The following is a 24,259-nucleotide window of genomic DNA, read 5'->3' as shown; positions in this document are numbered from 1 at the left end:
GACAGCTCCGTTTAGCGGGTTTCGTTGAACAGTTCACGACCGATCAGCATGCGACGAATCTCACTGGTACCGGCGCCGATTTCGTACAGTTTGGCGTCACGCAGCAGACGGCCGGCCGGGAATTCGTTGATGTAACCGTTGCCACCGAGAATCTGGATCGCGTCCAGGGCCATTTGCGTGGCGCGTTCGGCGGTGTAGAGGATCACGCCGGCGGCATCCTTGCGCGTGGTTTCGTTGCGCTCGCAGGCCTGGGCCACGGCGTAGAGGTAGGCGCGGCTGGCGTTGAGCTGGGTGTACATGTCGGCGACCTTGCCCTGGATCAGCTGGAATTCGCCGATGCTCTGGCCGAACTGTTTGCGGTCGTGGATGTACGGCACGATCAGGTCCATGCAGGCCTGCATGATCCCGGTCGGGCCACCGGCCAGCACCACGCGCTCGTAATCGAGGCCGCTCATCAGCACTTTCACGCCGCCGTTGAGCACGCCAAGGATGTTTTCTTCCGGCACTTCGACGTCATCGAAAAACAGTTCGCAGGTGTTGGAACCGCGCATGCCAAGCTTGTCGAACTTGTTGCTGCGGCTGAAGCCTTTCCAGTCGCGCTCGACGATGAAGGCGGTGATGCCGTGCGGGCCCTTTTCCAGGTCGGTCTTGGCGTAGATCACATAGGTGTTGGCGTCTGGGCCGTTGGTGATCCAGGTCTTGCTGCCGTTGAGCACGAAGCGATCACCGCGTTTATCGGCGCGCAGTTTCATCGAGACCACGTCGGAGCCGGCGTTCGGCTCGCTCATCGCCAGAGCGCCGACGTGTTCGCCGCTGATCAGCTTCGGCAGGTATTTGGATTTCTGTTCGTGATTGCCGTTACGGTTGATCTGGTTGACGCAGAGGTTGGAGTGAGCGCCGTAGGACAACGCCACCGAAGCGGAGCCACGGCTGATTTCTTCCATCGCCACCACGTGGGCCAGATAACCCAGACCCGCGCCGCCATACTCCTCCGGCACGGTGATGCCGAGCAGGCCCATGTCGCCGAACTTGCGCCACAGATCAGCGGGGAACAGGTTGTCGCTGTCGATCTGCGCGGCACGCGGAGCGATCTGACCGGCGACGAAGGACTGAACCTGATCGCGCAGCATGTCGATGGTTTCGCCGAGGGCAAAGTTCAGGGATGGGTAGCTCATGGGTCACCTTTTGGCTTTTTTGTAGGGCGGGGAGGGCGGCGGATTGGCTCTCACCTTTACGTTAACGTAAGCCTGTGACGAATGGCTGTCAATCACCCTTTACGTTAACGTCAACTTGAGCGAGAGTAGGGCCAGTTCTGAACGGTCGGAGCTGGCATGGCTCCGGTCCAACACCCACTAATAAAGACAATAGGGGTCGTCATGGATCAACCCAGTGCAAACCCGCAGCGCAGCTATACCCGTGGTTCCCAGGACAAAGCCTTGCTGGCGATGACCATCGGGCAGAAGTTCGACGAGACTGTCGCGCAGTACCCGGATGGCGAGGCGCTCGTAGTGCGCCATCAGCACCTGCGTTACACCTGGCGGCAGTTGGCCGATGCGGTGGATGTTCACGCCAGAGCCTTGCTGGCGTTGGGTTTGCAGGCCGGCGACCGGCTCGGCATCTGGGCGCCGAATTGCGCGCAGTGGTGCATCACACAGTTTGCCACTGCGAAGATCGGCGCGATCCTGGTGAACATCAACCCAGCCTACCGCAGTTCCGAACTCGAGTACGTGCTGAAGCAATCCGGTTGCCAGTGGCTGGTTTGCGCGGGGGCCTTCAAGACCTCGAACTACCACGGCATGCTGCAAGGCCTGCTGCCGGAGCTGGCCGAGCACTCCATCGGCGAACTGCACAGCGAGCGCCTGCCGGAGTTGCGCGGGTTGATCAGTCTTGATCCGCAGCCGCCGTCGGGTTTTCTCCCGTGGTCGCAACTGGCAAATCTGGCCGCCAGTGTCTCTCCAGAGCAATTGCGTGAACGCAGCGACAGCCTGCACTTCGATCAACCGGTCAACATCCAGTACACCTCCGGCACCACCGGTTTCCCCAAGGGCGCGACCCTCAGTCACTACAACATCCTCAACAACGGTTACATGGTCGGCGAAAGCCTCGGCCTGACCGCCGCTGATCGGCTGGTGATCCCGGTGCCGCTGTATCACTGCTTCGGCATGGTCATGGGCAATCTTGGCTGCGTCACCCACGGCAGTACCATGATTTATCCCAACGATGCCTTTGACCCGCTGCTGACCCTGAGTACCGTCGCCGAAGAAAAAGCGACCGCGTTGTATGGTGTGCCGACCATGTTCATCGCCATGCTTGATCAGCCGCAGCGTGCCGGGTTCGACCTGTCGACCCTGCGCACCGGAATCATGGCCGGCGCCACGTGCCCGATCGAGGTGATGCGCCGGGTCATCAGCGAAATGCACATGAGCGAAGTGCAGATCGCCTACGGTATGACCGAAACCAGCCCTGTGTCCCTGCAGACGGGGCCATCGGATGAACTGGAATTGCGCGTCACCACCGTCGGCCGCACCCAGCCGCAACTCGAAAGCAAGATCATCGACGAGGCCGGCAATCCCGTGCCACGCGGCACCATCGGCGAACTGTGCACCCGTGGCTACAGCGTGATGCTCGGCTACTGGAACAACCCGCAGGCCACCGCCGAAGCCATCGACGCGGCAGGCTGGATGCACACCGGCGACCTGGCGAGCATGAACGACGAGGGTTACGTGTGCATCGCCGGGCGTAACAAGGACATGATCATCCGTGGCGGCGAAAACATTTACCCACGCGAACTGGAAGAGTTCTTCTTCACTCATCCGGCGGTGGCGGACGTCCAGGTGATCGGCATTCCCTGCTCGCGCTACGGCGAGGAAATCGTCGCCTGGATCAAATTCCATCCCGGCCACAGCGCCACCGAACAAGAACTGCAAGCGTGGTGCAAGGAACGCATCGCCCACTTCAAGACGCCGCGTCATTTCAAATTCGTCGAGGAGTTTCCGATGACGGTGACGGGCAAGATCCAGAAATTCCGGATGCGTGAGATCAGTGTCGAGGAGTTACGCAGTAACGAGGGCTGAGGAACAGAACTGTGGGGGCGTTGCTTCCACAGTGTCCTGCGGGATTTCAGAAGACCAGACAGCACAAAGGGGAGCCGAAGCTCCCCTTTAATTTTGTCGTCGCGTGCTCTTTTTATTATTGAGGGTCGGTCTGTTGTTGTTTTTGGCAACCGTTACCCTTTACCGCTGTTTTTGGCGACCCCCATCCGGGGTCAAGAGCAAACGTATTTTTTTGAGCGCTGATCTGCTTTCTCGCCATGGCGATCCAACCGATACGGGAGCTACCTGAAGGTAGTTTTATTGTTCTCTGCCCGGTTGCGGGTCATTCCGAGGAACACCCTGAAAAGCACACCTTCTCCAAAAAAATCTGTTAGCTGCGTCTCTGCCGTGTTGTTTTTGTTATGTCAGAGTCGTTTCGTCTTGTTTTTATTTGGTTTGCTGCTTTTTATTCTTGTTATGCCATAGAGATAGCAGATGTCGTGCCAACTTTTTAAAATCCTTGTAAATCAATAACTTGAGTTTTTTTAAGGATTTTTACTTCAGGTAAAACCAGACAATTTGTTTCCGTGTTACTCGTCTATGCCCACGTTTCGGACACAGCGGTAACACCTTCGCCCTCACTGTGCGCTGCGGGCCTTGGCCACGCGCGAACCGGACGGGCGGCCGAGTACCGAACTGATCTGCTGGCCAGCGGCAATCAATGCGTCGAGGTCGATACCGGTCTCGATGCCCAGGCCATTGAGCAGGTACACCACGTCTTCGGTGGCGACGTTACCGCTGGCGCCCTTGGCATACGGGCAGCCGCCGAGGCCGGCGATGGAGCTGTCGAACACCGCGATGCCCTCCAGCAGGCTGGCGTAGATGTTGGCCATGGCCTGGCCATAGGTGTCGTGGAAGTGGCCGGCGAGTTTCTCTCGCGGCACCTGCTGCGAGACCACTTCAAACAGACGGCGGGTGGCGCCGGCGGTACCCGTACCGATGGTGTCGCCAAGCGACACTTCGTAGCAGCCCATCGCGTACAGCTCGCGGGCGACCATGGCCACCTGTTCCGGTGCGACCGTGCCTTCATAAGGGCAGCCAAGCACACAGGACACGTAACCGCGCACGGTAACGCCGTGTTGTTTCGCGGCCTCCATGATTGGCGCGAACCGCGCCAGGCTTTCGTTGATCGAGCAATTGATGTTGCGTTGCGAAAATGCTTCGGATGCGGCGGCAAACACCGCGACCTCCTTGACGCCGGCGGCCAGTGCATCTTCAAAACCGCGCAGGTTCGGCGCCAGTGCGCCATAAGTCACGCCGGGCTTGCGCCGGATCTGCGCGAACACGTCGGCGGAACCGGCCATCTGCGGCACCCACTTGGGCGAGACGAAACTGCCGACTTCTATGTAGCCGAGGCCTGCCGCGCTCAAGGCGTCAACCAGTTGCACCTTGTCGGCGACGCTGATGGGCTGGGCTTCGTTCTGCAGGCCGTCACGGGGGCCGACTTCGATCAGGCGAACTTTGGAGGGGAGGGACATGGGCTGAACCTGCTCATTATCTGACTGTGTCGATGACCCGGTGGGAGCGAGCCTGCTCGCGAAAACAGTGAGACAGTCAGCATCATTGTTGAATGTCAGAGCGCTTTCGCGAGCAGGCTCGCTCCCACAAGGGATTGGTGTTGGTTCACTGAACCGATTGCTGACTCTTGAGCGTCTGCTCCAGCGCCTGCACGCAGCGCTCTTCGGCGGTGTCGAGTTCCAGTTTCATCTGTTCGATGTCCAGCAATTGCTGTTCGAGCTGTGCCCGGCGCTCGCTGATTTTCGCCAGCATGCTGTTGAGTTGTTTGGTGTTACCGCTGGACGGGTCATAGAGCTCGATCAGCTCGCGGCACTCGGCCAGGGAAAAACCGATGCGCTTGCCCCGCAGGATCAGCTTCAGACTGACCTTGTCGCGCGGCGAATAGATGCGTTCCTGGCCCCGGCGCTCTGGGCAGAGAAGGCCTTGTTCTTCATAGAAACGAATCGCCCGGGTGGTGATGTCCAGCTCTCGGGCGAGGTCGGAAATGCTGTAAGTCTGGCTGCTCATGAAAGCGCTCGAAAAAAGATCCTGGCGCTAAGCTAATTGCAGGTTGACGTTTACGTCAAGTGGCGGGTGCCTGCAGCTTGTCGAGCTTCTTCTCATGGGCCGTCACCTGCTGGCAAAGCTCGATCATCTGCTCGCGCATCCAGCGGTTGGCCGGGTCCTGGTCGGTGCTTTCGTGCCAGTACAAATGGGTTTCCACCGGCGGCACATCATTGACCGGCAGATTGAACGCGTGCAGGTCATGGCGTCGGGCGAATCGTTCCGGCACGGTCATCACCATGTCGGTCTGCTGCAACACCTGGGAAGCCATCAGGTAGTGCTGCGAGCGCAGGGCGATCTTGCGCTGGATGCCCATTTTGCCCAGCGCCAGATCGACATGGCCCAAGCCATTGCGACGACTGGAAATATGAATGTGGGTCAGCGACAGGTAATCGTCGAGGGTGAGTTTGTCCTTGGTCGCCAGTGGATGCCCCTTGCGCATCGCGCAGACGTAACGGTCCTCCATCAGCTTGACATGGCGCACCTGCGGATCGGTGTTGAGCGGTGCATCCACGGCGAAATCGAGGCGCCCGGCAGCCAGTTCCTTGGTGGTCTCACGGCGCTTGGACAGAAAGCTTTCGATGATCACCGTCGGTGCCAGGCGACGCAGGCGCTGGAACAGCGGCGGCAGAATCACTGCTTCGGTCAGGTCGGTCATGCTGATGCGGTAGGTCTTGACCGCTTGCGAGGGGTTGAAAATGCGGCTTTCCTGAACCGATACCCGCAGCAGCGACAGTGCGTTGCGCACCGGGCCGATGATGTTCTGCGCCATGGGTGTCGGCACCATGCCCTGTGCCGTGCGGACGAAGAGCGGGTCGTTGAAGGTTTCGCGCAACCGTGCCAATGCGTTGGACACCGCTGGCTGGGTGATGCCGACGATCTGCCCGGCGCGGGTCAGGTTGGCTTCGGTGTAGATCGCGTCGAAGACGATGAAAAGGTTGAGGTCGACCTTGCTCAGATTCATTACGCGGCTCTCTTGTTATGGATGGATGGCGCGGGTCAGGGCGGCCAGGAAAATCAACCAATCATATATCGGTGATGAATGTTTATACACGCCGAGAATAGGCTAGGTAAATTATCGGCGCTGTTCTAGCATCGATTGCATGACCTGAACAACCGCTGCCCAGAAAGGTAACTGCCCATGGATTTCGCCTATTCGCCCAAAGTGCAAGAACTGCGTGAGCGCGTGACCGCGTTCATGGACGCTTACGTTTATCCGGCCGAGGCCGTGTTCGAACGCCAGGTGGCCGAAGGCGACCGCTGGCAGCCGACCGCCATCATGGAAGAGCTCAAGGCCAAGGCAAAAGCCGAAGGGCTGTGGAATCTGTTTCTGCCCGAGTCGGAGCTGGGCGCCGGCCTGACCAACCTTGAATACGCGCCATTGGCGGAAATCATGGGCCGTTCGCTGCTGGGCCCCGAGCCGTTCAACTGCTCGGCACCGGACACCGGCAACATGGAAGTGCTGGTGCGTTATGCCAACGAAGAACAGAAACAGCGCTGGCTCGAACCGCTGTTACGCGGCGAGATCCGCTCGGCGTTCGCCATGACCGAACCGGACGTCGCGTCCTCCGATGCCACCAACATGGCCGCCCGTGCCGTGCGCGAGGGTGACGAATGGGTGATCAACGGCAAGAAATGGTGGACTTCCGGCGCCTGCGATCCGCGCTGCAAGATCCTGATCTTCATGGGCCTGAGCAATCCCGACGCCCCGCGTCATGCGCAGCACTCGATGATTCTGGTGCCGGTCGACACCCCCGGTGTGAAGATCATTCGTCCGCTGCCGGTGTTCGGTTATGACGACGCCCCGCACGGTCACGCCGAAGTGCTGTTCGATAACGTGCGGGTGCCCTACGAAAACGTCCTGCTCGGTGAAGGACGCGGCTTCGAAATCGCTCAGGGTCGTCTCGGCCCGGGCCGGATTCACCACTGCATGCGTTCGATCGGCATGGCCGAACGTGCGCTGGAGCTGATGTGCAAACGTTCGGTGAGCCGTACTGCATTCGGCAAACCGCTGGCCCGTCTGGGCGGTAACGTCGACAAGATCGCCGACTCGCGGATGGAAATCGACATGGCGCGTCTGCTGACCCTGAAAGCGGCGTACATGATGGACACCGTGGGCAACAAGGTCGCCAAGAGCGAAATCGCGCAGATCAAGGTCGTCGCACCGAACGTCGCGTTGCGGGTGATCGACCGGGCGATCCAGATTCACGGCGGGGCCGGAGTATCGAACGATTTCCCGCTGGCCTACATGTACGCCATGCAACGCACCCTGCGCCTGGCCGACGGCCCGGACGAAGTGCACCGCGCGGCGATCGGCAAGTTCGAGATCGGCAAGTACGTGCCGAAGGAAATGCTGCGTAGCGAGCGCTGATGTCAACACTGATTGTGGCGAGGGAGCTTGCTCCCGCTCGGCTGCGCAGCAGCCGCAAAATCAGACATTCCGGTTTGCTTTTCAGAACCGGATCGTAGGGTTTTTGGGCCGGTCCGCGACCCGACGGGGGCAGGCTCCCTCGCCACAAAAGTATCTTTGGCAGTCAACTCCGGTCTGGTTTAGTAAACCCAAACCTCGACCCGCCGGTTCTTGATCCGGCCCTCATCCCCGCTGTTGGTCGCCACCGGCATCAGCGCGCCAAAGCCGCGCACCTCGCGCAGCACCACACCGTTCTTCACCAGCTCTCGCCGAACCGCCATCGCCCGCAGCTTCGACAGCAGATCCGCCCGCGCCGGGTCGTCCTTGGCATCGCCGAATCCCACCAGTGTTACCGCGCGGTCGGTTTTGTCGTGGTGCTTTATATAGTCGAACACCCGGACCAGATCCTGGCGGGCCTTGTTGTCGAGGCTGGCGCTGCCTTCTTCGAAACGGAAATTCACCGTAAGACGCTGGGCATGCCGGCTGAGGGATTGATAACCCTCGGGCATCAGCGCATTCGGCGTGACCGAGATGGCATGCACGGTCTGGGCGATAAAACCGTTGGCCGCGACAATCGCCTGGCCCTGGCGACTTTGCGCAAATTCCGCCAAGGCTGCGGCCCACGGATTCTGATTATCGGGCGGCAAATAAAAGAACAGTCGGCGGGACAGCGGATAGTCTTCGGTAGCGATCAGGCTGGCCAGTGGCAGCATGGCCTGGGATTGCCCGTCGACGATCGCCACGGCCTTGGCCTGGCGCACATAGGGCAGGCCGATGAAACCGATGCCCTGCGGATCGGCACTGACCGCGTCGGACAATTGCTCGCTGGACTCGAAACGTTTCGCCGAACTGTTCAGCGTTTTCCCACGACGACTGAGAACAAGCTCCTTGAAGGTGTCGTAGGTGCCGGACTGATCATCCCGCGCATACAGATGAATCGTCCCACCCTTACCGCCCAGTTCTTCCCACGTCTTCGCCTCGCCGCTGAAAATCCGCGCCAGTTGCTCGGTGTTCAGCTGATTCAGCGGATTGCCGGGGTGAAGGATGATCGCCAGGCCATCGATGGCGATGACCTGCTCGGCGCCGGGGCTTTTCAGGTCGCCAAGCGGCAGCAGGCTGGTGAGTTCGCTGTCCTTGATCGGACGGGAAGAGGCGGCCAGATCGGCGCTGTTGTTTTTGAGCGCGCTAAAACCGGTGCTGGAGCCATGGGCGGCGATTTCCACCACCACCCGTTTGCCTTGAGCCGTGAGGCCGACGACGCGTTGCTCGTTGGCAGTGTCCGGGGTTTCGCTGTGGACCTTCACCAGGCCCTGTTCTTCCAGCAGGCCTTCAACCAGCGCCGGGCCGAGGGCTGCGCCAATGGTGTTGGAACCCTGGATGCGCAATACCGGGCCGGTCTCGGGAATGGGCAATGCTGCGGCCGAAACCTGCAGCCAGGCACTCAGGAGAAAGACGAACAAAACGCGCAGGGTCATGCCGGCACCGAATGCAGCCAAGGGGATTGCCGGGGAGATTAAGTCAGGCGCATGACCAAAACATTACAGCCGAATCAATGTGGGAGCGAGCTTGCTCGCGATTGCGGTGTGCCAGTCAAGCTTTTGCAGCCTGACACTCTGCTATCGCGAGCAAGCTCGCTCCCACAGGATCTCAGCTCAATTCCAGCCAGATCGGCGCATGATCCGAAGGTTTTTCCATCCCGCGCAGTTCGTAGTCGACACCGGCGGCTTTCACCCGTGGCAGCAAGCCATGGGACGCCAGGATCACATCGATCCGCAGACCACGCTTCGGCTCATCTTCAAAGCCACGGCTGCGGTAGTCGAACCAGCTGAAGATATCGGCCACGTCCGGGTTCAGGTGACGGAAGCTGTCGGTCAGGCCCCAATTTTTCAGGCGGGCCATCCACTCGCGCTCTTCCGGCAGGAAGCTGCATTTACCGGTTTTCAGCCAGCGCTTCATGTTGTCCGGGCCGATGCCGATGTCGCAGTCTTCCGGGGAAATATTCACATCGCCCATCACCACCAGCGGCTGCTCATTGTTGAACTGGCTTTCCAGCAACGCTTGCAGATCGCTGTAGAAGCGCTGCTTGGCCGGGAACTTGGTTGGATGATCACGGCTTTCACCCTGTGGGAAATAGCCGTTCATGATCGTCACCGGCACGCCGTTGGCGTCGGCGAACGTGCCCCAGATAAAGCGCCGTTGCGCGTCTTCTTCATCGGTGGCGAAGCCTTTGTGCACGGCAATCGGTTCCTGACGCGAGAGCAAGGCAACGCCGTAATGGCTTTTCTGACCGTGGAAATACACGTGATAACCCAGGGCCCGCACTTCTTCCAGCGGGAACTGGTCGTCGTGGACCTTGGTTTCCTGCAGGCCGATGACGTCCGGCTGATGCTTTTCGATCAGCGCCGCCAGCTGATGCGGGCGGGCCCGCAGTCCGTTGATGTTGAAGGAAACGATCTTCATGGTCGGCAGTCCTGGCAAAAGGGCGATGCTAGCTGACATGTAGGATCTGGGCCAGCGTGGCGGTAGTCCATATGCGCTGCTAATGTCTTTCGGGTGTGGGAACGATCCCTTCAGCCCAAGGCTCGTATAACAAGAACGGGGCCTGTTGAGTCCCGTCCAGGGAGAATCACCGTCATGCCTGAAACCTCGACCGCCATCGCTGACATCCACATGCTCGACCGCGGCTATTCCCGTGAAGCGCGATCCCTGCTGTATCAGGCCTATCGACACGAGCCGACTTTCGCTTACCTGTTCGAGGCCGAACGTCCGGGCTACGAACAAAGGGTGCGCGCCACGGTGCGGGAACTGGTCAAGCAGCATTTCCTGCAGGATCTGCCGGCCATCGGTCTGTTGGTCAATGACCGGTTGATCGGCATCGCCCTGATCGCGCCGCCGCAACGGCGTCTGGGCGTCACCGAGAGCTGGGCGTGGCGTTTGCGTATGGTGCTGAGCACCGGTTTTCGCTGCACGCGGCGCTATCTGGAGTATCACGCCGCCGTTGAAGCCTGCGTGCCGACCGATTCGGTGCACATGCTGCCGCTGCTTGGCGTTCATCCGCAATTTCAGGGCAAGCACTTCGGCGAACAACTGTTGCAGGCGGTGCACAACTGGTGCGCGGTGGATGAAAGCTCCCAGGGCGTGATCCTCGACACCGGCAATCCACGTTACCTGGAGTTTTACAAACGTCAGGGTTATGAGGAGATCGGCGAAGTCGCCGTCGGCCCGGTACGCGAGCATGTGTTTTTCCACGCCAATCCAAAGGTGTTACAAACTGCAACGGCATAACCATCGAACTTTTTCAGAAAAGTCTGGTTCTATCACGCTCCCAAGCACGTGATAGCATCCGCCCCCTATGAAGTTTCCAGGAAGATTTACCAGTGGCGTGCTCATGCTGTTAACCAGCTGCGCGGCGCTGGCGCAAAGTGAATTGGATGTGCGGGTCAAACCGTCCAACGATGAACTCAAAGCCAATATAGAAGGCTATATCGGCAGCCTCGGGGATCGTGACGAAGAAGCCTTGCAGCGCTTCAGTCGCGGTGCCGAAGAGCAGGCGCGCAAGGCCGCCCAGGCTTTGGGCTATTACCAGCCGCAGATCGACAGCGAAGTGAAGGGCGGTGAAAAGCCGCGTCTGGTGCTGAAGATCGATCCCGGCGAGCCGATTCGCCTGCGCAATGTCACCGTGCGGGTCGACGGACCCGCTGCCGCCCTCAAATCCTTTCGTGTACCGAAAAGCGACGTGCTCAAGCCCGGCGCGGTGCTCAACCATGGCCGCTACGAAGACGCCAAGCGCCTGATCCAGAATCAGGCCTCGCGTTTCGGTTTCTTCAGTGGTCATTTCACCAGCCAGAAACTGCTGGTCGATCCTCGCGCCGGGGTGGCGGATGTCGAATTGATCTATGAGAGCGGTCCGCGTTATGCGCTGGGCAAGGTCAGTTTCGAAGGTGACACGCCGTTCGATGAAGATCTGCTGCAACGCATGGTGCCGTTCAAACCGGGCGAGCCTTACGACTCCGAGCTGATTGCCGAACTCAACCGCGACCTGCAATCGAGCGGCTATTTCGAGGGCGTACGGGTTGATGCTGCACCGACTGCGGCGAAAAACGACGTGATCCCGGTCGCGGTCAAACTCGATACCCGCAAGCCGCGCACCATGGGTCTGGGCCTCGGTTATTCCACCGACGTCGGCCCGCGGATCAAGGCCAACTGGACCCGTCACTGGGTCAACCCGCAGGGCGACAGTTATGGCTGGGAGGCGGAGCTCTCGGCGCCACGGCAGAATGTTGGTCTGTTCTACGACATTCCGCTGGATCCGCCACTGACCGACAAACTGCGCTGGGCCGGCGGCTATCAGTACGAAGACATCGACGGTTCCGACACCCTGAGCAAACTGCTGACCTTCGGCCCGGAGTGGCACAGCAAGTTGCCCAGCGGCTGGCAGCGGGTGATTTCGCTGAAATGGCAGCGCGAGGAATACCAGCTCGGTGACGATTCGGGTCTGAGTACCTTGTTGATGCCCGGCATCAGTTACTCCTACCTGAAAAGTGACAATCGCATCGACCCGCACAACGGCTATCGCCTGACCTTCGAAAGCAAGGTGGCGAAAGAAGGCCTCGGCTCGGACAACAACCTGCTGTATGGCACGGCGCTGATCAAAGGCCTGACCACGGTGTTCGACAATCACCGTTTCCTCGGGCGTGTCCAGGTCGGCGGCAGCGCCACCAACGGCTACAGCTCGGTGCCGCCATCGCTGCGGTTCTTCGCCGGTGGCGACCAGAGCGTGCGCGGTTACGACTACCAGAGCCTATCCCCGGAGAACTCCAAAGGCGACCGCATCGGCGGGCGCTACATGGTGGCCGGCAGCGTCGAATATCAATACTCGATCGCCGAGAAGTGGCGGGTCGCGACCTTCGTTGACCAGGGCAACTCCTTCAACAAACTCGAACTGCCGAACCTCAAGACCGGGGTCGGTATCGGTGTGCGCTGGGTCTCGCCGGTGGGGCCGATCCGCCTCGACCTGGCCCATGCGCTGGACGACGATGGCGGCATCCGGCTGCACTTTTCCATGGGGCCCGAGCTGTGAAGCGTGGTTTGAAAATTTTGGCGCTGGCGCTGTTGTCACTGGTGCTGCTGATGGTATTGAGCATTGCCACTGTACTCGGCACCCAGGCGGGCAGCCGTTGGGTGTTGGGACTGGTTCCGGGGCTGAGCGTCGACAACTTCCAGGGTCGCCTCGGTGGACAGTGGAGCGCCGATCATTTGCTTTGGCAGCAGGACGGCAGTCGCGTCGAACTCAATAAGCCGATCTTCGAATGGTCGCCGCTGTGCCTGACACGCATGACGCTGTGCATCGAGCAGCTCAAGGCCGATCAGGTCATCCTGCAATTCCCGCCCGGCGAAGAAACCACCGACAGCGGCCCGATCAAGTTGCCGGATCTGCAATTGCCGGTGGCCATCGAGCTGGGCGACGTGCAGGTCGGCAGTCTGCTGTTCAATGGCAGCGAACAGCTCAAAGGCCTGCAACTGGCGGCGCACTGGACTGCCAAGGGCATGCAGATCGACAGCGTGAAACTGCAACGCGATGAATTGAGCCTGAACCTCTCCGGCCTGCTGCAACCCACCGGTAACTGGCCGCTGAACATCGCCGGTGATCTGACCCTGCCGTCGCCGGGCACCGGCCCATGGACGCTGGCACTGAAAGTCGATGGCGATCTGCTCAAGACCCTCAATCTGCACGCCGACAGTCGTGGCTACCTCGACGGCCAGTTGAGCGGCGAGTTGCAACCGCTGGCGGAAAACCTGCCGGCCAAGGTGCGCATCACCTCGGAAGCGTTCAAGCCGAGCGCCGATCTGCCCGACACCCTGCAACTCAATCAAGTGGTATTGACCGGCGAAGGCGATCTGAAAAACGGTTACCAATTGCTCGGCAACGCGACGCTGCCCGCCAATAAAGGCCCGGTAGCGCTGTTGCTCAAGGGCAAGGTTGACGCCAAGGGCGCGCAGATCGTCGGCCTCGACCTGACGGCCAATGATAAACAAAGCCTTAAACTCACCGGCAACGTCGACTGGAGCAAAGGCCTCAGCGCCCAGGCCAATATCAATTGGCAGGATTTCCCGTGGCATCGGCTCTATACCGAGATCGAAGAGCCGCAAGTCGCCTTGCGCACGTTCATCGGTGAAGTCTCCTACACCGATGGCCAGTATCTCGGTAACTTCGCCGCCGCCCTGGATGGCCCGGCGGGGGCGTTCAGCCTGAGCAGCCCGTTCAGTGGCAATCTCAAACAGATCTTCCTACCGCAATTCAAACTCGAAGCGGGACAGGGCAAGGCCGAAGGGCATGTGAACGTGCAGTTCGCCGACGGCATCGCGTGGGACACGGCGCTGGAAATGTCGGCGCTCAATCCGGCGTACTGGATGGCAGAATTGCCGGGCACATTGGCCGGGCCGCTGAAAAGCACCGGCGAAATGAAGAACGAACGCCTGAGCCTCAACGCCGACCTCGACCTCAAAGGCAAACTGCGCGGGCAACCGGCGGTGCTGCAAGCCAAGGCTGACGGCGCCGGCGAGCAGTGGAATCTCAACGCGCTGCAAGTCCGCCTCGGTGACAACAGCATCAACGGCAAGGGCAGCCTGCAACAGAAACTCACCGGGCAGATCGACATCAAGCTGCCGCGCCTGGCCCAACTCTGGCCGCAATTGCGCGGGCAGATCAACGGGCGGGTCGACGTCGCCGGTACGTTGAAAACACCGCAAGGCAAACTCGACCTGCAAGGCTCGCAACTGGTGTTTCAGGATAATCGCCTGCAAGCCCTCAACCTCGACGCCACGCTCGACAGCGCGCAACGGGCGAAAATCGATCTGAAGGGCAGCGGCATCCAGGCGGGCGACACGAGCCTGGGTGTGCTGACTGTCAGCGCTCAGGGCGATATCAAAAGCCAGAAGCTCAATCTCGACCTGCTCGGGCCGAAGCTGAAACTCGCGCTGGGCCTTGACGGTAATCTGGACAAGGGCAACTGGCGCGGGCGTCTGGCCAGCGGTGACATTCAGGCCGGCGGTCAGGACTGGAAGCTGCAAACCCCGGCGAAACTCGAACGACTGGCCGACGGCAAGATCAACTTCGGCGCCCATTGCTGGATGTCCGGCAGTTCCAGTCTGTGCGGTGAAGATCAGCGGCTGATGCCGGATCCGAAGCTGCGTTATCACCTCAAGCAATTCCCGATCAAAAGCCTGGCGCAGTGGCTGCCCAAGGATTTCGCCTGGCAGGGCAGGCTCAACGCCGACCTGCAACTGGACCTGCCGGCCAGTGGCCCGAACGGCCAGATCAGCGTCGATGCCAGCGGCGGCACCTTGCGCATGAAGGAAAAGGACCAGTGGCTGGACTTCCCGTACCAGACCCTCAAGCTCACCAGCAAACTCACGCCGAAACGCATCGACACCGACCTCAATTTCGTCGGTGGCAAACTCGGTGAGCTGATGGTGCAGGCGCAGCTCAACCCGCTGCCGAAGAACAAACCGCTGAACGGCTCGTTCCGTCTCAGCGGGCTGGATCTGTCGGTGGCGCGGCCGTTCGTGCCGATGGTCGAGAAACTCACCGGGCGCCTGAATGGCAGCGGCACGATTTCCGGCGGGCTGCTGGCACCGCTGGTCAATGGCACGGTGCAGCTCAGTGAGGGTGAAGTGTCCGGTGCCGAGTTGCCGATGGAGTTGCAGGATCTGCGAATGCAAGCGGTGATCGCCGGCGAATCGGTGCGCCTGGACGGCGGCTGGAAAAGCGGCAAGACCGGGCAGGGCAGCCTCAGCGGTAACGTCGCCTGGGGCCAGGCGCTGATGGTGGATCTGGCACTCAAGGGCACGCAACTGCCGGTCACCGTCGAACCCTACGCCAAGCTCGAAGTGGCGCCGGACCTGAAGATTTCCATGGCCGGCGACGAGCTGGCGATTGCCGGTAAAGTGTTGGTGCCCCGAGGCGAAATCACCGTACGCGAACTGCCGCCATCGACGGTGAAAGTCTCCGATGACACGATCATCGTCGGTGCGCAGACCGAAGAGGGCAAAGCACCGATGGCCATGAAAATGGACATCGACGTGGTGGTCGGCGAGGACAAACTGAGCTTCGCCGGATTCGGCCTGACCGCCAACCTGCAAGGTCACGTGCACATCGGCGACAACATGGACACCCGTGGCGAGCTGTGGCTCAACGACGGTCGCTATCGGGCTTACGGCCAGCGCCTGACAGTACGTCGTGCGCGACTGCTGTTTGCCGGGCCGATCGATCAGCCGTATCTGGATATCGAAGCGATTCGCCAGACCGACGACGTGATCGCCGGCATCCGCCTGAGCGGCAGCGCCGAGCAGCCGACCACACAGATCTTTTCGGAACCGGCCATGAGTCAGGAGCAGGCCTTGTCCTATCTGGTGCTGGGGCGTCCGCTGAGCAGCAACGGCGAAGACAACAACATGCTGGCGCAAGCGGCGCTCGGTCTGGGCCTGATGGGCAGTTCCGGGGTGACCAGCAACCTGGCCAAGGATCTGGGCATTCAGGATTTCCAGCTCGACACCCAGGGCAGTGGCAACACCACCAGCGTTGTGGCCAGCGGCAACATCTCCGAGAAGCTCAGCCTGCGTTACGGCGTCGGCGTGTTCGAACCGGCCAACACCATTGCCTTGCGTTACAAACTGAGCAAGAAGGTCTACCTCGAAGCCGCCAGCGGCGTGGCCAGTTCGCTGGATATCTTCTACAAGCGCGATTTCTAGAGGGCCGGCGTACTGCACACCAGCGAGACACGCTCATAGTTCAGCGTCTTGTTGCGTTCCGGCAACGCATAAGGCGCCTCACATCGCTGGCCCTGCCAGTTGATGATGAGCGTGCCGGCATCTGTTTCGACCAGCGCCAGTGCTTTACCACCAGGGTCAGAGATCGCTAACTGCTTGCCGTTGCCGTCCTCGAGCGACGCGCCAAACGGAATTGGCCGATGCTGGCTGTCGAACAACGCAAATTGCACACGCCGCCCGGTCTTGCTGGCGTAGCGTGCCAGGACCACCGCTCCGCGTCGGGGGACGACTTGCCGGGTCGCATTCTCGATCTCGATATCACCGCCCAGGTCACGGGTGTCCAGGTTGATCCAGTTCACCCGGTAAGGTTGCGCGTTGGAGACCACGGCGAAACCGTTGCTCGCAGTCTTGGCCCCGGAGTAGCTGGCGATCTTGACCCCCGCCGCGCCTTCGACCTGTGCCAGTGCGAACGTTTCACCCACGGTTTGTCCCAGGTTGATCCCGCCGGCATGGCCCACGACCGAACCTGCCAGGTTAAGGCTCTGCGAGTTGTATCCGCGTCCCTGGCTGTAGCCGGCACTGATGTCCATCACCGAGGTACGGGTGCTGAGGTTCACCGAACCGCTGCCGCCACCGGTGCTGCTGTTGCCGCCTTGCACCGAGTAGTAGGTGTCGCTGTCTTCCGACAGGTAGCCATTGATGCCGACCTGGGTGCTGTCGTCGGCTTTCTGCGTGCTGGCAGACACAAAGGCCCGCGGTGCACGGGGTTTGGAACCCAGCGGGAATGACACGGACAGGTTCAGCAGGGTGTCATTGTTCGACGGCCCATAGTTGCCGACATCCTTGGAGTACGTGGCTCCGATGTTATAACTCACATCACCCCAATAGTTGCTGTAACCCGCCGACAGGCTCTGAGAACCACCGCGCCCCCAGTAGCGCTGGTCGCTGGCGTTCACGTAGACGCTGCCATATTGCTGGTTGCGTCCCAGGCTCTGGTTGACGGTGAGGTCGGTGCGGGTTTTCGAGTTGCCGGTGCGTGGCTGACCGTCGCTGCTCAGCGCTTCGACGTGCTCGGTGAGGGTGCGATAGCCCTCGGTCGAGTAGCGGTAGGCGGCCAGCGTGAAATTGGTGTCGGTACCGGTAAACGTCTTGGCATACAAGGCTCGCAGGCTGTTGCCCGTGACGGCCTGACCGAAGGTGCGGCTGCTGGAGTGGGTCACGTCCAGCGAGACCGCACCGATCGACGTGTTGCGACCGGCGCCCACGGACAACGCCTGGAAGTTGTCTGACGCCTGGACCCCGACAATCGTCGACAAATCGCTGCTGACGCCATAGGCCAGCGTGCTGCTGACAAATTGCGGCGACTTCTGATCATCGCTGTTGCTGTTGAACTGACCGGCCGAGACGCTGTATTTCAACTGCCCCTGGCGCACCATGATCGGCAGGCTGGAAAACGCTTGCAGCGATACCCGGCGTCGACCATCGGCTTCGATAATCGTCACTTCGAGATCGCCGTTCGAACCGCTGGGGTAGATATCGCTGATTTCGAACGGGCCCGGTGGCACATTGGCGGTGTAGAGCATGTAGTTGTTCTGGCGAATCTCCACGGTGGCACTGGACTGCGCAATGCCGCGAATGATGGGCGCATAACCGCGCTCGCTGTCGGCGCGCATGCCGTCGTCGGACGCCAGTTTCAAGCCACGATAGCGCACGCTGTCGAACAGGTCGGCATCCGAGAAAATGTCCCCGGCACTGAACTGCCCCTTCAGGGCGGTCACGTCATGTTGCAGGTAGCTGCGATTGCTTTTGAAAGTATTGGGACGGCCGGTGCTGCTGTTGAAGTTCGATTCGTTACGCAACCGCCAGGCACCCAGGTTGATACCGTTGCGCAAGCCGATGTTGTTGGACAGGGTGTTTTGAGCCTGGGTGCTGTTGCGACTGCTGCTCAATTGATAGTTGATAAACGCTGCGGGCACGCCCTCGTCCCACAAGGCCGGGTCGACGTAACCGCGTCGACCGCGTTCCATGGCGCTTTGCGGCACGCTGACCATCAGGCGCAGGCGTGGCACGTCGTAGCGCACGCTGGCGTGATCGATCAAGGCGGGCAGGTCCAGACAGGCATCCGGGTCATCGCCGATCAGTTTGCCGGTAGCTTGCAATTTGCCGAGGTCGACCCCCAACTGCTGCACCATCTCCAGGGTCAGACAGGCCTCGACCTTGCCCGTGCCGGGGTGGCGACGGAAGTCGATATCGCGACGGCCGACCAGGGTTTCGTTGCCGTAGAGATCCACCCGATAAATACCGGGCAGCACGCGACTGGAGGCGAGCAGGGATTGCAGGTCCACAGAGGACGGAGCGCCTTGCAGAAACGATGTATTGAACTGTTCATCACCATCTGCCAGGCAGGTGCTGCTGAAAAACAGGGCAATCGAAAACGGCGCCCATCCGTCGCGCTTGAGTAAAAACATGCAGGAACCCTATATCACCTCCGATACGAACTAACGGAGCGAAGAGAAATACAGTGACAGTGCGGCTGTGACAGCGGCACGTAAGTTATGGGGACTCTTTATTCAAACTGGCTCGGGTCTCGGCACTGTTGTTGAGTTGCGCGCCATAACGGTCTTGTGCGCCATAGTCATTAATGCTGTTGAATAACAGGCGGGCTGTACTTGTGTGATGCAGTTGTTTGAGGCTGAACTCTTTTTGTTCACCTGGCGCAATCATCATCGAATCAAAGGGCCGTTCGCTGAGAGCGCCGGATTGCAGCGTTATCTCGGCAATCGAGACGTGATACTGGCCAGGGTTGTTCACCACCAGAAGGCTTTTGCCGGCGCGTTCGGCCAGGCGCCAGGTCAGTTCGCCCGGTGCCAGATAGGCGTTGTTTTTCAGTTCCGCCGGGCGGAAGAACACCTTGATGCGTTGCCGCACGGCCAGTTGCAACGTGTTGCGGGATTTCGCCGCCTGCGGGATCTCCTGAACATTGAGCCATACCACCGACTCCCGGTCGGTCGGCATGCCCGTGCCTTCGTAGATCACCCGCAGTATTTGCTGTTCGTTGCCGCTGACGCGCACCAGTGGCGGGGTGACGGCAAACGGTACAGCGGCGGTTTCGCTGGTATCGGTGTCGATCCAGGACTGGATCAATACATCTTCACCGCTGTTGCGCACGGTGATCCCGGCTTCCTTGTGCTGACCGTCGAAGACCAGACGGGTGCTGCTCAATGAAATGCCGGCCATGGCCTGGTCGGCCATGAGCAGGCCCAGCAGGCCTGCGCAAATGGACAGTGTGTGACGATAGAACATGGGAGGTACCGCGCAATTGAATGAGGGTGCAGGGTCGAACGGCCCTGCACCGGACTTGAGTGTTCGCGCGGATTATTCGTATTGCAGCGTGAACGGCAGGGTGGCGTCGCCACGACCGGCAACGGCTGTCGCCACATCAGCGGTGGTGACGTAGGCCGCCGAGAATTTCAGCGTGGTGTTGCTGTCTTGAAGGGTGTTTTCGATCTTCGCCGTGGACGGCGAGCTCAGGTCGATCAACGCACCGTTAGCGTCGAGCAGGGCGATACCGATGTTCTTGGCGGCGCCCAGACCGTCGATCAGCTTCAGTACTTTGGTGCCAGGAACGATGCCCGAACCTGCGCCCTTGGTCGGTTCGAAGATCATGGCGACCTTGGTGCCGGCGTTGCAGTTGATCTTCATGTCGAAGTTTTCGACGCTCAGCGTACCGTTGCCTTTAGGTGCGGTGGCGGTACCCATGTCCTTGATCGACACTTCGCCCATGTTGACGGAAATGGTTTTGTTCGTTCCGGCGCCATCGACAGAGCAGGCATCGTTGTTGATGGTGCCGGTGAAGTTGATGGTGCCACTGCCAGCCTTGGTCGGTGTCGGGTCTGCTGCGAGAGCGTGACCGGCAGCGGCCATGATTGAAAGGGCGAGAAGTGCGTGAGACAGATTTTTCATGTTGTTTACCATGTTGGCGGGTTGAAACAACACGATATACAGTGCACTTCTGATGGAGTATCAGACGATTCCTAGAAGTTTTTTTATTGCTTTGTGAAGTTGCCTGTTAGTTGAACAGATTGCGTTCTATGCAATAAGCCAGCAAGTCCTGATCGCTGTTGACCTCAAGTTTGCGCATGGCCGATATCTTCTGGGTGCTGATGGTTTTCGCACTTCTGTTCAATCCTCGTGCTATATCACTGACGCCCAGTCCCGAAACAAACAGGCGCAGTATTTCGTGCTCTTTGGGCGACAGCCGGGTAAAACGTTCGTCCAGGTCTGCGCCGTCGACCACCACTGAGGTCGGCGCAGGTTCATAGCCACGCACCGGGTTGCCCCGCGCGATGGCCTTGAGCGCCGTTTCGATTTCGTTATGCAGCTGGTTTTTCTGGATGATGCCCAGCACCCCGAGTTCGTGCAGGCGCGTCAGGATCAGGGGGTTGGAAATCATGGTCAGCACCAGTACCCGGACGGTAGGGTAGTGGCGCGTCAGGTATTCCACCAGTTTCAGACCATCCCCATAGGTTGAGTCGCCGGGCATGTTGAAGTCGGTGACGACCAGATCCACCTGCCGGGTGTCGAGCAGATGGATCAGCTCGCTGGAGCAAACGGCTTCGCCCACCACGCGAAAGCGTCTGTCACGCTCCACCAGCTCACGTACCCCCACCAGTACGATGGGATGGTCATCGGCAATCACAACGTTGAAGGTTTCCATGGGTGATTTTCCAGAGTGAAATTATTCAAGGGTATCCAGTAAGTCTTTCAGTCGAGCCAGATTCTGGCGGACCTCCAGGTCCAGGGCGGTGGTCACTTCCATGCCGTTCAGACGGCATTCCAGATCGACAAATGTCGTGGCCATGGCTTCGACCTGCGCCGCACCCAGGGCGCCCGCCATACTGTGCAGTTGCTGGGCTACACGCGTGGCGTCGGCGTTATCCAGCGCCGCCAGTGTGGCGGATACGTCCTGGCGCAGGGTCGTGACAAACAGTTCGCGCATTTTCGGGGAAAGCTGTATCGGCGCGACGATGGCCGCGGGCAGGTCGATTTTGCAGTGTTTTTCAAGGTGCTCGCGCAGGTGCGCGAGGTTGAGCGGCTTGACCATCCAGGCATTCATGCCGACGGCGGCGCAGCGTTCGCCTTCTTCGCGCAGGGCGTTGGCGGTGACACCGATGATCGGCAATGCCGGGTCCTGCTGGCGCAACGCGGCCGCCAGTTGGTAACCGTTCATGATTGGCATGTTGACGTCGGTCAGCACCAGGTCGAAGCGTCCGGGAGACCACTGTGCCAGGGCCTGTTCGCCATTGGCCGCGACAGTCACCGTGCAGCCCAGCACCTCCAGTTGCTCCTTGATGATGGCCGAGTTGATCACGTTGTCTTCCGCCACCAGCACCTGCAGGTTCAAGCGCCGGTTCTTTTCCGACGGCACGGGATGATTGTCGGTACTGGCGCCGTGTCGGGCCATGTAGATGGCCCAGGCGATCGCACGGACATCGTCGGCGTTGCCCTCTCGGTCGGTACCGCGTCGCTGCGAGGGGTTGGGCCCGTCCGGTGTGGCAATGATCCTGGGACCGGGCCAGGGCGGGGTGTGGGGGAGGGAGGAAAACTCCACCAACAGCGCCGATGGCGCTGACGTTTCGTCCGTCACCAGGCGGCATTCGAGACCAAAGCGGCTGAGCCAGCCAATCAGATGTTGTGCCAGCTCGGTGACTTGCGCGCGCACATAAACGGCGGGAGTACCAGGGCTGAAAACGGGGCAGTCGGGCAACTCGCCGGGTACGCGCTCCAGTCCGAGCTGCAGGGTGAAGCTGCTGCCCAGTCCGGGTTCGCTGACCACGTTCAACTGCCCGTCCATCAATTCGCACAGCCATTTGCAAATCGCCAGACCGAGACCTGCACCGGCCTGTTCGGTCGCGTTGTTGACCTGATAGAAAGGGGCGAACAACTGCTGTTGCTGCGCCTGGGAAATCCCCATCCCCGAATCGCTGACCTGCCACTGCACGTTGACGCGACCGTCGAGGCTGTCCAGCACCCGTGCCCTGAGGACAACGCGGCCGTTGTCGGTGAACTTGATCGCGTTGCTCAGCAGGTTGTTGAGAATCTGGCGAATCCGCAGCGGGTCACCGCGCACCCGGTCCGGCAATGTCGCGTCGATGCAGGCATAGAGTTGCAGACCCTTGGACCGGGCGAAGGCGCTGTAGGCGCGCACGGTGTCTTCGGTCAGTTCCAGGGGACAGAAATCCTGAAGCTCCAGGGTCATCTGCCCGGCTTCGATTTTCGACACATCCAGTACATCGCTGATCAGCTGGAACAATGTGGCGGAGGAGCGCTGGATGGTGTGCAAGTAATCCTGCTGGCGCGGGGTGAGCGGCGTCAGGTCAAGCAATTCCAGAGTGCCCAGCACGCCGTACAGGGGGGTACGGATCTCATGACTCATGGTGGCGAGGAACCGGCTCTTGGCCTGATTCGCCGAGTCGGCGGCCTGGCGCGCCTCTTCCAGTGCCTGCGCGTCCTCGACATGCCGGGTCACGTCATGCAAGGCACACAGCCAGGCGTCCTGACCCTGGTAGCGGGTGGGCACGAAGGCAACATGCAGATGGCGCCCGTCGATTTCGATGTCGGCGTGGCCGGACTCGTTGCACGATGTGAGCAAACTCATCAACTGGCTGTTGTCATGCCATTGCTGGGCGCGCCGGTTTTCCAGCAGCACGTGGTGGTCGCTACGCCGGATCACGCACAGGCCGGTCGGCGCCGTATCGATCACCGTGCGGCTGAACGCCTCGCTTTCGGCGATGCTGGCGTGTGCACGCTGTGCAGGCAGGATGACCCGGGTCCGGTACCAGCGATTGATGGCACGACTGCAGCCGAGGATCGCCAGGACCATTGCGATCAGGCACAGCAATGGCCAGAGTGCGTAATCAAGAAAACTCTGCACACTGATGACGTAGATCGCCGTCCAGTTCGCCTCTCCGGGGCTGGTCAGTTTGAACACCAGACCGTCGCGATTGAAGTTCACCCCCTCATGCAGCGTCTGGCCGGGTTTCAGGGCGCCCGTCAGGATTACACCGCCGGGCGTGATCAAGGTGAAGTTGTCGTAGATTGCCCACTTCATCAGCCGTTCGATGTTATTGACCTGAGACAGGTTCAGCAGCGAGGCCACTATCACCCAGGTATCGGCGCCCTCGATGGTCCGCGTGTTCCCGGCCAGGTTGATGCTCACGTAGGCCATCAGGGTGGGGGCGGTCTTGTTGTCGCGGGCGGATGAATAGGGTTCCCAGTGCACCTGAAGGTCGCGTGGCGGCGAGTTGTGCGCGCGCATGCGTTTGTTCACCTGGGTCGTCGCCTGAACCAATTCATCGATCTGCATCGGGCTCGCCCCGCGCAGACGTCCGGCGGCGGGCACGACCACATCAAAGTTGTCGGGACCATTGACCAGGACGACCTGGGGCGACTGATAGTGTGACGCCGACCAGAACGCGCTGTAGTAGGCGGCCAGGTGAGTGCCGATCGTGAAGATTGCGGGGTATTGATCGGGGGCGATTTTGTCCGGATTGATCTTCAGGCTGTAGGGGAGCGAAAACGGCAGGCCGCGGCCTTCATAAGTGTTCGGCCCTTCTTCGGGCAGGACCTTTTGTACGGGAGGCGGCAGCGTGCTTGAGGGCAGCCGCTCGCCCTTGGTGCTTTCACGGACGATATCGCGCAGGAACACTTCCTGTTCGCGGACATTCTCCATCAGCGCGGCAAAATGAAACTGCAAGGTATCGCGCCGTTCTTCGATCATGCGCATGACCCCCACGTAGCTGATGCCGAGCAACAGTAATACGAGGGCGGTCAGCACCAGCAGGCCCTTGTTCAGGCGCGATGAACTGCTGGCGAGTTTTTCCAGGACGGCGTCGGGATGCGGCATCAGCGTGCCTGGATTGCAGTG

16 protein-coding genes are annotated in these 24,259 nt (G+C 60.4%); 5 read left to right on the top strand and 11 right to left on the bottom strand.

Annotated features, from left to right (window positions below):
- Nucleotides 1–11: 11 nt before the first annotated feature.
- Nucleotides 12–1,175, bottom strand: a complete 1,164-nt coding sequence (locus ACK6BI_RS13845) for an isovaleryl-CoA dehydrogenase (RefSeq protein WP_409317509.1) — start codon at nucleotides 1,173–1,175, stop codon at nucleotides 12–14.
- 201 nt (nucleotides 1,176–1,376) lie between these two features.
- Here ACK6BI_RS13845 and ACK6BI_RS13840 point away from each other — a divergent pair, with 201 nt between their 5' ends.
- On the top strand, nucleotides 1,377–3,074 hold the full coding sequence (locus tag ACK6BI_RS13840; RefSeq protein WP_409317508.1) for an AMP-binding protein: 1,698 nt from the start codon (nucleotides 1,377–1,379) through the stop codon (nucleotides 3,072–3,074).
- A 596-nt stretch (nucleotides 3,075–3,670) separates the two neighbouring features.
- Here the strand turns inward: ACK6BI_RS13840 and ACK6BI_RS13835 are convergent.
- The 3 genes from ACK6BI_RS13835 to ACK6BI_RS13825 all read right to left on the bottom strand — a co-directional run bounded on the left by ACK6BI_RS13835 (nucleotide 3,671) and on the right by ACK6BI_RS13825 (nucleotide 6,117).
- Nucleotides 3,671–4,570, bottom strand: a complete 900-nt coding sequence (locus tag ACK6BI_RS13835; RefSeq protein WP_409317507.1) for a hydroxymethylglutaryl-CoA lyase — start codon at nucleotides 4,568–4,570, stop codon at nucleotides 3,671–3,673.
- A gap of 145 nt (nucleotides 4,571–4,715) precedes the next feature.
- Nucleotides 4,716–5,117 (bottom strand): MerR family transcriptional regulator, encoded by a 402-nt coding sequence (locus ACK6BI_RS13830; protein ID WP_409317506.1) that lies wholly within the window; start codon nucleotides 5,115–5,117, stop codon nucleotides 4,716–4,718.
- 55 nt (nucleotides 5,118–5,172) lie between these two features.
- Nucleotides 5,173–6,117 (bottom strand): LysR family transcriptional regulator, encoded by a 945-nt coding sequence (locus tag ACK6BI_RS13825; RefSeq protein ID WP_065261693.1) that lies wholly within the window; start codon nucleotides 6,115–6,117, stop codon nucleotides 5,173–5,175.
- A 177-nt stretch (nucleotides 6,118–6,294) separates the two neighbouring features.
- On the opposite strand from ACK6BI_RS13825, the gene ACK6BI_RS13820 reads away from it, so the two are divergent.
- Complete coding sequence (locus tag ACK6BI_RS13820; RefSeq protein ID WP_065261692.1) at nucleotides 6,295–7,524, top strand: acyl-CoA dehydrogenase; 1,230 nt, start codon at nucleotides 6,295–6,297, stop codon at nucleotides 7,522–7,524.
- Nucleotides 7,525–7,703: 179 nt separating this feature from the next.
- Here ACK6BI_RS13820 and ACK6BI_RS13815 read toward each other — a convergent pair whose 3' ends face one another.
- Together ACK6BI_RS13815 and xthA are read right to left on the bottom strand one after the other, a co-directional pair.
- A complete protein-coding gene (locus ACK6BI_RS13815) occupies nucleotides 7,704–9,038 on the bottom strand; it encodes a substrate-binding domain-containing protein (RefSeq protein WP_409317505.1) in 1,335 nt (444 codons plus the stop codon).
- A gap of 172 nt (nucleotides 9,039–9,210) precedes the next feature.
- Nucleotides 9,211–10,023: an exodeoxyribonuclease III gene (xthA, locus tag ACK6BI_RS13810; protein ID WP_409317504.1), complete on the bottom strand. Its 813-nt coding sequence runs from the start codon at nucleotides 10,021–10,023 to the stop codon at nucleotides 9,211–9,213.
- Nucleotides 10,024–10,197: 174 nt separating this feature from the next.
- Between xthA and ACK6BI_RS13805 the strand changes: the two genes are divergently transcribed.
- The 3 genes from ACK6BI_RS13805 to ACK6BI_RS13795 all read left to right on the top strand — a co-directional run bounded on the left by ACK6BI_RS13805 (nucleotide 10,198) and on the right by ACK6BI_RS13795 (nucleotide 16,314).
- Nucleotides 10,198–10,848 carry a GNAT family N-acetyltransferase gene (locus ACK6BI_RS13805; protein WP_409317503.1) on the top strand — a complete coding sequence of 217 codons (651 nt, stop codon included), beginning with the start codon at nucleotides 10,198–10,200 and terminating at the stop codon, nucleotides 10,846–10,848.
- A 67-nt stretch (nucleotides 10,849–10,915) separates the two neighbouring features.
- Nucleotides 10,916–12,643: an autotransporter assembly complex protein TamA gene (locus tag ACK6BI_RS13800; RefSeq protein WP_409317502.1), complete on the top strand. Its 1,728-nt coding sequence runs from the start codon at nucleotides 10,916–10,918 to the stop codon at nucleotides 12,641–12,643.
- Nucleotides 12,640–16,314, top strand: coding sequence for a translocation/assembly module TamB domain-containing protein (locus ACK6BI_RS13795; protein WP_409317501.1), 3,675 nt, complete (start codon nucleotides 12,640–12,642; stop codon nucleotides 16,312–16,314). Before ACK6BI_RS13800 ends, ACK6BI_RS13795 begins: the two co-directional genes overlap by 4 nt.
- Here ACK6BI_RS13795 and ACK6BI_RS13790 read toward each other — a convergent pair.
- From ACK6BI_RS13790 to ACK6BI_RS13770, 5 genes are all read right to left on the bottom strand, one after another.
- Nucleotides 16,311–18,800 carry a fimbria/pilus outer membrane usher protein gene (locus tag ACK6BI_RS13790; RefSeq protein ID WP_409317500.1) on the bottom strand — a complete coding sequence of 830 codons (2,490 nt, stop codon included), beginning with the start codon at nucleotides 18,798–18,800 and terminating at the stop codon, nucleotides 16,311–16,313. The two genes, ACK6BI_RS13795 and ACK6BI_RS13790, sit on opposite strands and share 4 nt — an antisense overlap.
- Before the next feature lie 85 nt (nucleotides 18,801–18,885).
- A complete protein-coding gene (locus ACK6BI_RS13785) occupies nucleotides 18,886–19,635 on the bottom strand; it encodes a molecular chaperone (RefSeq protein WP_409317499.1) in 750 nt (249 codons plus the stop codon).
- Nucleotides 19,636–19,707: 72 nt separating this feature from the next.
- Nucleotides 19,708–20,295 (bottom strand): fimbrial protein, encoded by a 588-nt coding sequence (locus ACK6BI_RS13780; RefSeq protein ID WP_367253922.1) that lies wholly within the window; start codon nucleotides 20,293–20,295, stop codon nucleotides 19,708–19,710.
- 106 nt (nucleotides 20,296–20,401) lie between these two features.
- Nucleotides 20,402–21,049, bottom strand: coding sequence for a response regulator (locus ACK6BI_RS13775; RefSeq protein ID WP_409317498.1), 648 nt, complete (start codon nucleotides 21,047–21,049; stop codon nucleotides 20,402–20,404).
- A 21-nt stretch (nucleotides 21,050–21,070) separates the two neighbouring features.
- Complete coding sequence (locus tag ACK6BI_RS13770; protein ID WP_409317497.1) at nucleotides 21,071–24,238, bottom strand: ATP-binding protein; 3,168 nt, start codon at nucleotides 24,236–24,238, stop codon at nucleotides 21,071–21,073.
- Nucleotides 24,239–24,259 lie beyond the last annotated feature (21 nt).

The organism is Pseudomonas sp. KCJK9016, assembly GCF_046231795.1.
In the GTDB taxonomy this organism is placed as follows: Bacteria; Pseudomonadota; Gammaproteobacteria; order Pseudomonadales; family Pseudomonadaceae; genus Aquipseudomonas; species Aquipseudomonas bananamidigenes.
This window is presented reverse-complemented; position numbering and strand designations above follow the sequence as displayed.